At 68.4% G+C, this 14,100-nt stretch carries 14 protein-coding genes; 8 read left to right on the top strand and 6 right to left on the bottom strand.

Annotation, left to right across the window (positions count from 1 at the left end):
- The first annotated feature begins 25 nt into the window (after positions 1-25).
- From AC5Y5V_RS19715 to AC5Y5V_RS19695, 5 genes are read left to right on the top strand one after another with little or no spacing between them, the layout of a single operon-like run.
- Positions 26-907: an LLM class F420-dependent oxidoreductase gene (locus AC5Y5V_RS19715; protein ID WP_499938745.1), complete on the top strand. Its 882-nt coding sequence runs from the start codon at positions 26-28 to the stop codon at positions 905-907.
- Between the two features lie 30 nt (positions 908-937).
- Positions 938-1,798 (top strand): LLM class F420-dependent oxidoreductase, encoded by an 861-nt coding sequence (locus AC5Y5V_RS19710; protein ID WP_499938742.1) that lies wholly within the window; start codon positions 938-940, stop codon positions 1,796-1,798.
- Between the two features lie 2 nt (positions 1,799-1,800).
- A complete protein-coding gene (gene rfbB, locus AC5Y5V_RS19705; protein ID WP_499938740.1) occupies positions 1,801-2,796 on the top strand; it encodes a dTDP-glucose 4,6-dehydratase in 996 nt (331 codons plus the stop codon).
- Positions 2,797-3,405 carry a dTDP-4-dehydrorhamnose 3,5-epimerase gene (gene rfbC, locus AC5Y5V_RS19700; protein WP_499938738.1) on the top strand — a complete coding sequence of 203 codons (609 nt, stop codon included), beginning with the start codon at positions 2,797-2,799 and terminating at the stop codon, positions 3,403-3,405.
- A 54-nt stretch (positions 3,406-3,459) separates the two neighbouring features.
- On the top strand, positions 3,460-3,945 hold the full coding sequence (locus AC5Y5V_RS19695; RefSeq protein ID WP_499938735.1) for a lipoprotein LpqH: 486 nt from the start codon (positions 3,460-3,462) through the stop codon (positions 3,943-3,945).
- Positions 3,946-4,166: 221 nt separating this feature from the next.
- On the opposite strand, the gene AC5Y5V_RS19690 is transcribed toward AC5Y5V_RS19695, so the two are convergent.
- Positions 4,167-5,258: a hypothetical protein gene (locus tag AC5Y5V_RS19690; RefSeq protein WP_499938733.1), complete on the bottom strand. Its 1,092-nt coding sequence runs from the start codon at positions 5,256-5,258 to the stop codon at positions 4,167-4,169.
- 154 nt (positions 5,259-5,412) lie between these two features.
- Between AC5Y5V_RS19690 and AC5Y5V_RS19685 the strand changes: the two genes are divergently transcribed.
- The 3 genes from AC5Y5V_RS19685 to mmsB are packed head-to-tail and all read left to right on the top strand — an operon-like array spanning position 5,413 to position 9,022.
- Positions 5,413-6,933 carry a CoA-acylating methylmalonate-semialdehyde dehydrogenase gene (locus AC5Y5V_RS19685; protein WP_499938731.1) on the top strand — a complete coding sequence of 507 codons (1,521 nt, stop codon included), beginning with the start codon at positions 5,413-5,415 and terminating at the stop codon, positions 6,931-6,933.
- A gap of 5 nt (positions 6,934-6,938) precedes the next feature.
- On the top strand, positions 6,939-8,105 hold the full coding sequence (locus tag AC5Y5V_RS19680; RefSeq protein WP_499938729.1) for an acyl-CoA dehydrogenase family protein: 1,167 nt from the start codon (positions 6,939-6,941) through the stop codon (positions 8,103-8,105).
- Positions 8,106-8,128: 23 nt separating this feature from the next.
- Complete coding sequence (gene mmsB / locus AC5Y5V_RS19675; protein ID WP_499938726.1) at positions 8,129-9,022, top strand: 3-hydroxyisobutyrate dehydrogenase; 894 nt, start codon at positions 8,129-8,131, stop codon at positions 9,020-9,022.
- Positions 9,023-9,061: 39 nt separating this feature from the next.
- Here the strand turns inward: mmsB and AC5Y5V_RS19670 are convergent, their stop codons facing one another.
- The 5 genes from AC5Y5V_RS19670 to AC5Y5V_RS19650 form a co-directional block, all read right to left on the bottom strand.
- On the bottom strand, positions 9,062-9,562 hold the full coding sequence (locus AC5Y5V_RS19670; RefSeq protein WP_499938724.1) for a MarR family winged helix-turn-helix transcriptional regulator: 501 nt from the start codon (positions 9,560-9,562) through the stop codon (positions 9,062-9,064).
- 83 nt (positions 9,563-9,645) lie between these two features.
- Positions 9,646-10,674, bottom strand: a complete 1,029-nt coding sequence (locus tag AC5Y5V_RS19665) for a pyridoxal phosphate-dependent aminotransferase (RefSeq protein ID WP_499938722.1) — start codon at positions 10,672-10,674, stop codon at positions 9,646-9,648.
- Positions 10,674-11,693, bottom strand: coding sequence for a 3-oxoacyl-ACP synthase III family protein (locus AC5Y5V_RS19660; RefSeq protein ID WP_499938718.1), 1,020 nt, complete (start codon positions 11,691-11,693; stop codon positions 10,674-10,676). The genes AC5Y5V_RS19665 and AC5Y5V_RS19660 overlap by 1 nt, the downstream gene beginning before the upstream one ends.
- A gap of 2 nt (positions 11,694-11,695) precedes the next feature.
- Complete coding sequence (locus AC5Y5V_RS19655) at positions 11,696-12,343, bottom strand: SRPBCC family protein (protein ID WP_499938715.1); 648 nt, start codon at positions 12,341-12,343, stop codon at positions 11,696-11,698.
- Complete coding sequence (locus AC5Y5V_RS19650; RefSeq protein ID WP_499938713.1) at positions 12,324-14,066, bottom strand: thiamine pyrophosphate-binding protein; 1,743 nt, start codon at positions 14,064-14,066, stop codon at positions 12,324-12,326. Before AC5Y5V_RS19650 ends, AC5Y5V_RS19655 begins: the two co-directional genes overlap by 20 nt.
- Positions 14,067-14,100 lie beyond the last annotated feature (34 nt).

The raw sequence follows: 14,100 nt of genomic DNA, 5'->3' as shown, positions 1-14,100 counted from the left end.
GGTCGCCTCGCGGGTTGGAGCAACCATGACCGATGCTCACGCAAGTTCCGCAGCCAGCCAGCCCAAGTCGACCCCTTCCGTCGGGAAGTTCGGATCGTTCGGACGCGGCGTAACGCCCCAGCAAGCCAGGGAGATCGAGGCCCTGGGTTACGGCGCCGTCTGGGTGGGCGGCTCGCCACCGGCGGAACTGGCGTGGGTCGAACCGATCCTGGCGGCGACGACCACGTTGCAGCTGGGTACCGGCATCGTCAACATCTGGACGGCCCCGGCCAAGGACGTCGCCGAGTCCTTCCACCGCATCGAGAAGGCCTACCCGGGCCGGTTCCTGCTGGGTATCGGTGTCGGCCATCCCGAGGCGATCACGCGATACCGCGATACCCAGAACGCATTGGCCGCGTTGACCGAATACCTGGACCGCCTCGACGACTACGGCGTGCCCGCCGACCGCAGGCTGGTGGCGGCGCTGGGCCCGCGGGTGCTCAAGCTGTCCGCCGAGCGCAGCGCCGGGGCCCTGCCCTACTTGACCACTCCGGAGCACACCGCGCGGGCCCGTGAGCTGCTGGGCCCGTCGGCGTTGCTGGCGCCCGAACACAAGGTGGTGTTGACGACGGACGCGGAGCAGGCACGCGCGATCGGCCGCAAGGCCCTCGACATCTACCTCAACCTCGCGAACTACCTCAACAGCTGGAAGCGGCTGGGCTTCACCGACGACGACGTGGCCCGCCCGGGCAGCGATCGCCTGGTCGACGAGATGGTGGCCTACGGCACCGTCGACGCGATCGCGGCGCGGCTTAAGGAGCACCTCGACGCCGGCGCCGACCACGTCGGGATCCAGGTCCTGACCAGGAGCGAGAACCTGGTCCCCGCGCTGGCCGAGCTGGCCGGGCCGCTGGGTCTGAAGTCCTGAGCAACGGGTATAGGGAGGGCGATGACCGCGATGACTGAACCAGTGTCACTCAAACCAGAGCTGGGCCGATTCGGGGTCTGGCTGGGTTCGATCACGCCCGAGTTGGCGGCGCGGATCGAATCGCTGGGCTACGGCGCCGCCTGGATCGGCATGTCGCCGGCCGCGGACCTGGCGTGGGTCGAGCCCGCGCTGGCGCAGACCACGTCGCTGCAGCTGGCCACCGGCATCGTCAACATCTGGACGGCGCCGGCCGCGGCTGTCGCGGAGTCCTACCACCGGATCGAAGGCGCCTACCCGGGGCGATTCCTGCTGGGCGTCGGGGTGGGACACGCCGAGCACACCCAGGAGTACCAAAAACCCTACGACGCACTGGTCGCCTACCTCGACGAGCTCGACATCGCGACGGTGCCGACCAGCCGGCGGGTCCTGGCCGCCCTGGGCCCGAAGGTGCTGCGCCTGTCGGCCGAGCGCAGCGCGGGCGCGCACCCGTATCTGACCACGCCGGAGCACACCGCGAAGGCGCGCGAACTGGTGGGCACGTCGGTGTTCCTGGCCCCGGAGCACAAGGTGGTGCTCACCACCGACCGCGACGCCGCCCGCGCCGAGGGACGCAAGGTCGTCGACTTCTACCTGGGGCTGCGCAACTACGTGAACAACTGGCTGCGGCTGGGGTTCACCGAGGACGACGTGCGCAAGCCGGGCAGCGACCGGCTGATCGACTCGGTGGTCGCCTACGGCACCCCCGAGGCCATCGCCAAGCGCCTCGGCGAGCATCTCGAGGCGGGCGCCGACCACGTGGCGATCCAGGTGCTGGGCGGCACCCATGACGCAGAGGGCGACGAAAAGCTGGTATCGGTGCTCACGGAACTGGCAGGCCCTCTAGGGTTCTGACCATGCGGCTGCTGGTCACCGGGGGCGCCGGTTTCATCGGCGCGAACTTCGTGCACAGCACCGTCCGTGAACATCCCGACGCCGTGGTGACGGTGCTCGACGCCATGACCTATGCCGGCAGGCGCGAGTCGCTGGCCGGTGTCGAGGACGCCATCAGGCTCATCGAGGGCGACATCACCGACGCCGAGCTGGTCGGGCGGCTGGTCGCCGAGTCCGACGCGGTGGTGCACTTCGCCGCCGAGACCCACGTGGACAATGCGCTGGACGACCCGGAGCCGTTCTTACACACCAACGTGATCGGCACGTTCGTGATCCTGGAAGCGGTGCGGCGCGAGGGCGTCCGGCTGCACCACGTCTCGACCGACGAGGTCTACGGCGACCTGGAGCTCGACGACCCGCAGCGGTTCACCGAGTCCACGCCCTACAACCCGTCGAGCCCCTACTCGGCAAGCAAGGCCGCCGGCGACATGCTGGTCCGGGCCTGGGTGCGGTCGTACGGGGTGCGGGCCACGATCTCCAACTGCTCCAACAACTACGGCCCGTACCAGCACGTGGAGAAGTTCATCCCGCGCCAGATCACCAACGTGCTCACCGGGCGACGACCCAAGCTGTACGGCACCGGCGCCAACGTCCGCGACTGGATCCACGTCGACGACCACAACGACGCGGTCTGGCGGATCCTCACCGACGGTCAGATCGGCCGGACCTACCTGATCAGCTCCGAAGGCGAGCGGGACAACCTGAGCGTGCTGCGCAGCGTGCTGAAGATGATGGGCCGCGACCCCGACGACTTCGACCACGTGACCGACCGCGTCGGCCACGACCTGCGCTACGCCATCGACCCGTCGGTGCTGTACGACGAATTATGTTGGGCGCCAAAGCACACCGACTTCGACGAGGGTCTACGCGACACCATCGACTGGTATCGCGCCAACGAGGCGTGGTGGCGGCGGTTGAAGGACGCGGCGGAAGCGCGCTACGAGGAACGCGGGCAGTAGATGCAGGTTCGCGAACTCGACGTCCCAGGCGCGTGGGAGATCACGCCTGCCATCCATGGCGATTCGCGCGGGTTGTTTTTCGAATGGCTCACCGACCGCGGGTTCCGCGGGTTCGCCGGGCACCGCCTGGACGTCCGGCAGGCAAACTGCTCGGTGTCGTCGGCCGGCGTGCTGCGCGGCCTGCATTTCGCGCAGCTGCCGCCCAGCCAGGCCAAGTACGTGACGTGCGTGTCCGGCTCGGTGTTCGACGTCGTCGTCGACATCCGGGTGGGCTCACCGACGTTCGGGCGCTGGGCCTCGGTGCTGCTGGACGACCGCGACCGCAGGACGATCTACATCTCCGAGGGTCTTGCCCACGGATTCCTTGCGCTACAAGACAATTCCACGGTCATGTACCTGTGCTCGTCGGAGTACAACCCGCAGCGCGAGCACACCATCTGCGCCACGGACCCGACGCTGGGAATCGACTGGCCGCTGGTCGACGGCGCGCCGCCCAGCATGTCCGACCGCGACGCCGCGGCGCTTGGACTCGACGACGTGCGCGCGGCCGGCCTGCTCCCGACGTGGGCCGAGGCGCAGAGCTTTGTCGGCGGTCTGGGCAGCAAATAGCGCCGAGGGCGGCCATACTGCTCTGACGGGATCCGCCGACAAAGGGAGAATTTAGTGAAGCGTGGGTTGCTGGTCGTCGCCGGCGCGGCGAGCATCGTCGCGGGGGTGGCGGGGTGTTCGGGGGACAACAATGCGTCGGGGCCGTCCTCGAGCGCGGGTTCGAGCCCAAGTTCCGCGTCCGCGACGGCGGCCGGCACTCCCGCCGCAGCGGGCGAAACCAAGGTCGTCGTGGGCGGCAAACCACAGCCCGTCAGCGGCGCGGTGGTGTGCGAAACGACGCAGGGCAGGTTCTCGATTGCGGTCGGCGACATGGTGACCGGCATCATCATCGGCCTGGAGCCGGATGGCTCGGTGGTGCACAACATCGGGTTCGGCACCGTCGACGGCGTCGTGATGAGCTTCACCGAGGGCGTGCCCGGAAACGACGCCAAGGCCACCAAGACCGGCAAGAGCTACACGATCACCGGCAACGCCAGCGGGGTGGACAACGGCGGCAATCAGGTGAACAAGCCGTTCGAGGTCAACGTCACCTGCCCCTGACGGGCGGGCGGTTTCTCAAGGCGATCCGACGCGGTGGGTCGAACGATCGCGGCATCGGCGGAGCGGGTCTTCGACTGGATGGCGGATCCGGCCAACCTGACCGCGTCGTCCTTGATCTTCCACGCGAGCCTGCGCTCGTGGCTTCGAGCCCGCGCTCAGGGCACTGTTGCGACTGATTCGCTTGCTCTGGACGCAGTTTCGGTGATGGGGGCGCCGGAGCATCAGGCGAATGCGGCGGGCGCCGGAACGGAGAAAACTTGGCAGGCGTCGGGAGTGAGAGTCACCGTCTTGCCCGAAGAATGCAAGCGAAGTTCGCCGCAGATCGGCGGTTGGATGTCGGCGGTGAACGTGCCGTTGGAGGCCGATCCCGCGACCGGAATTGCCTCGGTCTCGCTCACCGCATTGTTTGCGTACCTGAGCAGCACCAGGTTTCTGTAATCTCCCGGCAGAGTCGGCGCGGCCTTCCTCAAGAGCAATATCTGAGTGCCGCCGCGCTGTGGATCGTTCCACATTTTCAAGATCCTCGAGCACGGGTCCGCCGGTAGGCGAATGCTCGACGCGACCGCCTGCCGGGTCGAGACCACGCCCAGGACGGCTTGGTCACAAGCAGCGTCGACGCGAAACTCAGTGGAGTACAGAATCGCACCCCCTCCGTCGGACACGATGAAGTCCCCGACCGCGGTGTTGGAGTCGATCGGTCCCAGGCGCTTTACCGCTCCGGCTTTGTCGACGAAGTACAAGACATTCGGCGTCCCGTACTGCAGGCCGTTGTCATACTCGTAGCGGGATATCAGGTAGCCGTCGTCGGTGACTCCGGCGACTTCGGTCCACGGGTCTGCCCAGGTTCGCATACCGGGGATCGGCACAGGTTCCGGCAGCGTGACACGCACCGCCGTTTCCGCGTTCAGGTCCGGGGAGTCCAGGGCGAGCCGCGCAATACTGCCGTCGTGGGCCCACCAGTAGATTGCGCTTTTCTCGCCCGCCCTCGGAATGGCCGAATGACATTCGCAGACGATCTTCCGAATCCTCTTGGTGCGCGGATTGATCGCGGACACGGCGCCGGTCCCGGACCGGAGGACCAGAAATTGGGAGTCGGCAGTCACGAAGGCCGAGTCCCCAGGGCCAATGTCGCCGGTGTACAGCACTTCCTTGTCCAGCGCAGCGTTGACCGCGAAAGCCTGGTTCACCCCCACGTAGACGAATATGGGATTGAAAACACCGTGCGCCGCGTGATCGCTGCGGAGTTGCGACGGACCGCATCCCGACAAGATCAGCAGGGATGTCACTACCAGGGCAATCGGGATGCGGCGCATTGGCGGGTCAGCCTATTGCCAACGGCGGTGATGCAACCAGTCAGTTGACTCAAGCGGCGTTCCCCATCCGCGCCGCTTGCCAACGCCGAAGTGCATTTACTAGGATATGCAAGTATCTCCCCCTCCCGTTCTCCCCACTGACCTTTGGATGGCCATGACCACACAGATTCCGCATTTCATCGACGGGCAGCGCACCGCCGGCCAGTCCACCCGCACCGCGGACGTGCTGAACCCCAGCACCGGCGAGGTCCAGGCCACGGTGCCGATGGCCGGTCAGGCGGACATCGACGCCGCGGTGGCGGCGGCCGTCGAGGCCCAAAAGGGTTGGGCCGCATGGAATCCGCAGCGCCGCGCGCGGGTACTGATGCGCTTCGTCGAACTGGTCAACGCGAACATCGACGAGCTGGCCGAGTTGCTGTCCCTGGAGCACGGCAAGACGCTGGCCGACTCGCGCGGCGACGTCCAGCGCGGCATCGAGGTGATCGAGTTCTGCATCGGCATTCCGCATCTGCTCAAGGGTGAGTACACCGAGGGCGCGGGCCCGGGCATCGACGTCTACTCGCTGCGCCAGCCCCTGGGTGTGGTCGCGGGCATCACCCCGTTCAACTTCCCGGCGATGATCCCGCTGTGGAAGGCCGGCCCGGCCCTGGCGTGCGGAAATGCGTTCATTCTCAAGCCCAGTGAGCGCGATCCGTCGGTACCACTGCGGCTGGCCGAGCTATTCCTCGAGGCGGGCCTGCCGCCCGGCGTGTTCCAGGTCGTGCACGGCGACAAGGAGGCCGTCGACGCGATCCTGAACCACCCCGACATCCACGCGGTCGGCTTCGTCGGCAGCTCGGACATCGCGCAGTACATCTACGCCGGGGCGGCGGCCACCGGCAAGCGGTCGCAGTGCTTCGGCGGCGCCAAGAACCACATGATCGTGATGCCCGACGCCGACCTCGACCAAGCCGTCGACGCGCTGATTGGCGCCGGCTACGGCAGCGCCGGCGAGCGCTGCATGGCGATCAGCGTCGCGGTCCCGGTCGGCGAACAGACCGCGGACCGGTTGCGCGCCAGGCTCGTTGAGCGGATCAACGGCCTGCGGGTTGGCCACAGCCTGGACCCCAAGGCCGACTACGGCCCGCTGATCACCGAGGCCGCCCTGAACCGCGTGCGCGACTACATCGCCCAGGGCGTCGACGCCGGCGCCGAACTGGTCGTCGACGGCCGCGAACGCGCCAGCGACGACCTGACATTCGACGACGCGAACCTGCAGGGCGGGTACTTCATCGGCCCGACGCTGTTCGACCACGTCACGGCGGACATGTCGATCTACACCGACGAGATCTTCGGGCCGGTGCTGTGCATCGTGCGCGCCCACGACTATGAAGAGGCGCTGCGACTGCCCTCGGAGCACGAGTACGGCAACGGCGTGGCGGTCTTCACCCGCGACGGCGACGCCGCCCGCGACTTCGTCTCCCGGGTGCAGGTCGGCATGGTCGGCGTCAACGTGCCGATCCCGGTTCCGGTGGCCTACCACACCTTCGGCGGCTGGAAGCGCTCCGGCTTCGGCGACCTCAACCAGCACGGGCCGACGTCGATCCAGTTCTACACCAAGGTCAAGACCGTCACGTCGCGCTGGCCGTCGGGCATCAAGGACGGTGCCGAATTCAGCATTCCCACAATGGATTAGCCGTCATGTTTAACCACGACCACGAAGAACGGGTGATCGTCGAGACGGCGGCCGCCTTCGCGGAGAAGCGCATCGCTCCGTACGCCCTGGAATGGGATGCCACCAAGCACTTCCCGACGGACGTGCTGCGCGAGGCCGCCGAACTCGGGATGGCGGCCATCTACTGCCGCGAGGACGTGGGCGGCAGCGGGCTGCGCCGCCTCGACGGGGTGCGCATCTTCGAGCAACTGGCCATCGCGGATCCCACCACCGCGGCGTTCCTGTCGATCCACAACATGTGCGCGTGGATGATAGACAGGTTCGGCACCACCGAACAGCGCAAGACGTGGATTCCGCGTCTGGCCTCGATGGACGTCATCGCCAGCTACTGCCTGACCGAACCCGGTGCCGGATCGGATGCCAGCGCGCTGAGCACCCGCGCCGTCAAACAGGGTGGCGATTACGTGCTCGACGGCGTCAAGCAGTTCATCTCCGGCGCCGGCGCGTCCGACGTCTACGTCGTGATGGCCAGGACCGGCGGCCCTGACAAACCGGGGCCGCGTGGCATCTCGACCTTCATCGTCGAAAAGGACAGTCCGGGGCTGAGTTTCGGCGCGCTCGAAGAAAAGATGGGCTGGCACGCCCAGCCCACCGCACAGGTGATCCTCGAGGGTGTGCGCGTTCCCGCCGATGCGATGCTCGGCGGCGCCGAGGGCGAGGGCACCGGCTTCGGCATCGCGATGAACGGCCTCAACGGCGGCCGATTGAACATCGCGGCGTGCTCGCTCGGCGGCGCGCAGGCCGCCTTCGACGCGGCGGGGGCATACGTCCGCGACCGGCAGGCGTTCGGCTCCGCGCTGCTGGACGAGCCCACCATCCGGTTCACCCTGGCCGACATGGCCACCGGCCTGGAGACCTCGCGAATGTTGTTGTGGCGGGCCGCGAGTGCGCTCGACGCCGACCACCCCGACAAGGTCGAACTGTGCGCGATGGCCAAACGCTATGTCACCGACGCGTGCTTCGAGGTCGCCGACAAGGCCCTGCAACTGCATGGCGGCTACGGGTACCTGCGCGAGTATGGTCTGGAAAAGATCGTCCGCGATCTGCGGGTGCATCGAATTTTGGAAGGAACCAACGAAATCATGCGTGTGGTCATCGGTAGGGCCGAGGCCACCCGATTCCGCGCGGGCTAGCAGCCACCCCTAGAAAGAGAGCCATGACGGAGCATCTGACGATCGCCTTTTTGGGGCTGGGCCACATGGGTGGGCCGATGTCGGCGAACCTGGTCGCCGCCGGCCACGCCGTGCGGGGGTATGACCCCGTACCCGCGGCACAGGAAGCGGCCACCGCCCACGGTGCCACGGTGTTCGACAGCGCCGCGGCCGCGGTCACCGACGCCGACGTGGTCATCACCATGCTGCCCAACGGCGACGTAGTCCGGCGCTGCTACGCCGACGTGCTGCCCGCCGCGCGGGCGGACGCGCTGTTCATCGACAGCTCCACCATCTCGGTCAACGATGCGCGTGAGGTGCACGCTCTGGCCGGCTCGCACGGCATGCCCCAGCTGGACGCGCCGGTCTCCGGCGGGGTGAAGGGTGCGGTCGCCGGCACGCTGGCGTTCATGGTTGGCGGCGACGAGTCGGCGTTGCAGCGGGCACGCCCGGTGCTGGAGCCCATGGCGGGCAAGATCATTCACTGCGGCGCGGCCGGCGCCGGCCAGGCCGCCAAGGTGTGCAACAACATGGTGCTGGCGGTGCAGCAGATCGCGATCGGTGAGGCGTTCGTGTTGGCCGAGAACCTCGGGCTCTCGGCGCAGTCACTGTTCGACGTCATCACCGGCGCCACCGGCAACTGCTGGGCGGTGCACACCAACTGCCCGGTGCCGGGACCGGTGCCCACCTCGCCGGCCAACAACGACTTCAAACCGGGGTTCGCGACCGCGCTGATGAATAAAGACCTGGGCCTGGCCATGGACGCGGTGGCCTCGACCGGTTCGACCGCCCCGCTGGGCACCCACGCCGCGGAGATCTACGCGAAATTCGCTGCGGACCACGCGGATCTGGACTTCAGCGCGGTGATCGAAACCCTGCGCGGGGGGTCCGCGACCTAGCCGTTCCTGGCCAGTTTCCCGCACGCTCGGCGTCGCCGCTCAGTAGTCGCCGGCGTTGCGCCGCAGCGTCTCGATCGACGACACCAGCGCGCGCGACTCGTCGGCGTCCATGCCGATGTCGGCGAACACCTGCTCGTTGAGCGTCACGGTGGCGTCCTCGACGGTCGAGCGGCCGAGTTCGGTGATCCGCACCAGCGTCGTCCGCCCGTCGGTGGGGTGCGGCACCCGTTGCACCAGCCCGTCGGCCTCGAGCCGCCGGATCGCGTGGGTGACGCTGGTGACGTGGACCTGCAGCCGGTCCGACGCCTTGGTGATCGGCAACGCCCCGGTCCGGCTGAACGCCAGCAGCCGCAGCAGCTCGAAGCGGGAGAAGCTCAGGTCGTAGGGGCGCAGCGCCGTCTCGACGCGGGCCAGCAGGATCTGATGCGCCCGCATCACCGACGTCACCGCGACCATGCCCTCTGACACATCGCCCCAGCCGGCGTGCTCCCAGTTGGCCCGCGCGACGGCGATCGGGTCACGCTTTTGCGAGGGGGCCACGCCCTTTCATACCGCAGCTGCGACGCCCGGCTTCCCCCGCCCCCTCAGCGGGGGAAGCCGGGTTGTCTTTCACCGCCGCCCGTTCAGCTCGCGGTGGCCGCGGGCCGCGCGACCGCCTCCAACACCGCCAGCGTGGATTCGCGGCCGCCCACCGTGATTCGTGCGGCGCCGTCGGCGTAGTGGCGGACATGCAGGCCGGTGTCCGCGAATACGTCGCGCCATGACCCCCCTTCCGGGGGCAGGTAGACGAAGTTGGCGTGTGCGTCTGGGGTGTATATCCCCATGGCGTGCAGGCGCATCCGCAGGTAGCGGCGTTCGGCGGTGATGGACCGGACGCGTTGCAGCAGTTGGTCTTCGGCGTCATAGGACGCGGCGACAGCGAGCAGGCCGGTGATCGCGATGCCGAACGGCAGCTGCTGGGTCCACAGCGTGCAGGCCAGCTCCCGCGAAGCCGCGCCGTAGCCGATGCGCAGGCCGGCCAGCCCGTAGGCCTTGGAAAAGGTGCGCACCAGAACCACATTGGGGAAACGCGTCGTCAGGGACCCGACGTCGATTCGGTGCTGGCCGGCGGCGAACTCGATGTAGGCCTCGTCGAGCAGCACGACGGTGTCGCGTGGCACCCGGCGCAGGAAGCCGACGATTTCGGCCGTCGGCTCCAGGGTGCCGGTCGGGTTGTGCGGGCGGCAGACCACCACCACGCGCGCATCGGCGGCGGCCTCAGCCAGGCCGTCGAGATCGTTGTGGCCGCAGCGGTCCAACGGGACGAACACCGGCTTCAGCCGCGCCATCGCGGCGATGATCGGATATCCGTCGAAGGTGGGCGAGGCCATGGCGATCGAGTCGCCGGGGGTGGTCAGCGCCTGCAGGGCCTGCAGCACCACCCCGGTCGCGCCGGCGCCGAGCACCACCTGGTCACCGGGCACGCCGATCCGCGCGGCGATCAACGCGCGCAACCGCTGCGGCAGAAACTCCGGGTACCGGTTGGCGGCGTCGATCGAGCGAATCAGCGCCGAGCGCACCGCGGGCAGCGGCGGATACGGGTTCTCGTTGAGCGAGAGCGCAAACGGATCGACGGCGTGCGGAAAATCCACCGGGCTGGCCAACACGGACATCACCCGCGCCCGCCCCAGCGCACCGCCGCCGCGCCGGCGAAGTCGCCGGCGTGCGCAAAGGCCGCCATCAGCACCGTGTCACCGGCGTTCAGCTGGCCGTCGGTGATCGCGCGGTCGAAGTTGACCGGGATGCCGGCGCCGAACAGGTTGCCACACTCGTCGAACGTGTCGCGGTGGCGTTCGGGCGGCAGCTCCAGCGCCTCGCGCCAGTTGCGCAGGAAGGCACGGTTGGGCTGGTTGGTCACCAGCAGGTCCATGTCCTTGGGCGACATGCCGATTCGGTCGCACACGGCGTATGCCACCTCGGGCACCTGTCGGTTGCCGCGGGCCAGCACCTTGGTGATCTTGCTCTCGGTGAACCCGATGCTGCCCTCGCCGGACCCGGCGGCCCACCACTTGCGCGGCGGGTCGTAGGACAGGGTCATCTCGCCGGCGTACTCGCCGTAGGTGCGGCACTCGACGTCGAGGATGGGCGAGCGGTCGGACAGAGCCACCAACCCGACCGCCGCCCCATCCCCCGGCACCGCGGACTGCGCCTTGCGGCGCACGGTGGCCTGGTCGAAGAACTGCCCCGCGGCGTTCTGCGCGATCGCGATCAGCGCCGTGCGCCCCTCGCCGGCAGCCAGCAGTTTGCGAGCCACGTTGAGCGCCAACACGAATGCCGCACACCCGCCGTTGTTCAAATCCAACACCCAGGACGGCCGCAGCCCCAGCCGGTGGGCCAGGCCGCCGCCTTCCCCGTAGAACGCCATGTCCGGCACCTGGGTGTGCGTGATCAACACGTCCACACCCTCGATCACGTCGTGGCCGTGGCGCTCGATCAGCCCCTGCGCGGCCCGCTCCATCATGTCGATGGCGCTCTCGTCGGGCCCGACGTGGTGGCGGAACTTCGGCGCGCGGAACATCAGGTTTTCCCGCAGGTCGTCGGACTCGGCGAATTGCGCGTAATACTCGGCGCCGATCGGCTCACCGGGCAGGTAGGTAGAGACGTCGATCAGGCTGACGCTGGGCTTGTTCATGTTCATTTCATCCATTCGGGTGTGACCGGCAGGCCATTGCGGTGGCGGTACTCGGCGATCGCCTTGAGGTTCCTCAGCTCCAGCAGGTGTCCGGCGCCGAACATGTCCCAGAAGTCGCCGACCCACACCGGCCGCTCCGCCGGAGCCGTCTCCGGGTACGGGTTCTCGTCGTAGAACGGGTGGTGACAATTGGTCCACAGCACCACCGAACCGGGCTTGTCGAGCACCACCTGCGCGTCGACGACGCGCATCAGATAGACCATCCACAGGTGCTTGCCCTGGTCCCACGCGCAGTGGTAATCCACGGTCCGCGCCGCACCGTCGGCCACGGTGCGGGTGTAGATCTTGGTCTCGGACCCGAGCCGGTCGTACGCCAGCCAGAGGCCCGGCTCGTCGGTGGTGGTGAAGCCCCGCAGGCTGTACGTCCACTCCTCGAGGCTGCGGGTGTCCGCCAGGTACGCGTACAGCTCGTCGGGCGGGCAGTCGACGTAGTCGTTGACGGTGCAGTACTGCCCGAAAACCTGGTCGTGCGGGTACACCGACCGCATCATCTCCATGATGATCGGGGTGGCCTTCTCCCGCGGACTGGTTTCGATGCGGACCACGCCGCCGATCGGTGTGACGATATCCTCAAGCGCTGGCAGCGACATCGGTGCGGTTCTCCTTCACGGTTGTACTCTTTTTCGTGGCAAGTGTTTTCATTGACTTGCCACCGAGAAATGGCGCGAACGGCGGAATTTCGTCGGCGGCGCACGCGACGCTGATCACCGCCGGGCCGTCGATGGCCAGTGCGGCGCGCAGCGCGACGGCCAACGCGTCGGCATCGCCGACGTCGATCGACGGCAGGCCCGGGAACATCGCGGCCAGGCCCGCGCCCAGCTGGCTGGGCCGGAATCGGTTGTAGCTGTAAACGTTGTCATAGAACAGCTGCTCGCGGGTCACGCACATGGCGTGGGCGTTGTTGTTGAACAACACGAACGTCACCGGCAACCGATAGTGCACCGCCGTGTGCACCTCCATGCCGTGCATGAAAAACGCTCCATCTCCGGCGATCACGACGGTGCGCCCGGCCGCGCGCCCGGTGTTGGTACGCCCGAACGCCATCCCGATGCCCGCCCCGAAGCTGTACCCCATGCCCCCCATGCCGAGCGCCACCGCGAATCTCCCGTCGCGCCGCGCCGGCAGATAGTGGATCGCCGACGCGCCGGTGTTGCCGGCGTCGACGACGACGTCGGTCCCGTCGGGCAGCACACCGTCCAGCACCGCCATCGCGTCGCGGTAGCGCACCCCGGGCCCGCGATGCGGCGGTGGCGCAAGCTCGGTGCGCCGCACCGCGTCGGGCACCCGCACACCCGTCGGCCGACCAGGCCCGGACAACGCCGCGATCAGCATTCGCAGCGAGCCGCGCAGGTCCTCGGTGTGCACGTGCGCGCACACCGAAACATACGGCGGCGCAGAGCCGATCGACACCGTCGGCACCGCCGACAGCGCATCATCCAGGCCGGTGCGCGCGGTCACCGACAGCCGTGTCCCCACCACCAGACACACCGCGCTGGCGGCCACCGCCTCGGCCACCCCCGGATGACCCATCACGCCGGTCACCCCCAGCGCCGACGACGACCCCAACCCCGGTGTGCCGGCGACATCCTTGGCGTCGGGAACTGTGGCCACCCGGGCCCGCAGCAAGGCGCGCAGCGCCTCGAGCTCCGCGCGGGCGTCGTCGCGGGCCACCTGCTCGCCGACGATGACGGTGACCGGGCCGCGCGCGGTGACCAGCGCCCCGACGATCGGCTGCGGATTGCCGATCGGCCGCAGCTCACGCGCCGCATGGCCGTTGCGCGAGTCCACCCGTGCCTGCTGAATGTCCTTGGGCAGCAACAACACCGCCGGTCCGCCACTGCGCGCCGCGGCGATCGCCCGGGTCAGCGCCGCATCGATGCCGGCCGGCGTCAACACCCGCTCGCACGACAGCGACACCGCGGAGAACACCGCCTGCGCGTCCAGCGATCCGTTGCGTCCGCTGGTGTCCTGAAAGCTGCCCAAGCCGTCCATGGTCGTCGGCGCCTGACCCACCAACGCCAACACCGGCACCCGGCTGGCCAACGCTTCGCCCAGGCCCGCAACCAGATTCAGCGCGCCGCCACCGGAGGTCGCCGCCACCACACCCAGCCCCGCCCCGGCCCGGCTGTACCCGTCGGCCATTGTCGCGGCGGAGAACTCGTGCTTGGCCAGGACCGCGGTGACCCGGTGGTGAAAGTGGGCCGCGTCGTACAGGTCTTCGATGTTGGCGCCGTCCACTCCGAAGATGTGGTCGACCCCGATGGCCGCGAGTCGGTCGATGATCTGGTCGACGACTCGGTGCTCCCGTGGCATGTCATGGACACGGGGCGCGGATGTATTTAGTTCA

It is taken from the genome of Mycobacterium sp. NGS68 (assembly GCF_059812195.1).
This window is presented reverse-complemented; position numbering and strand designations above follow the sequence as displayed.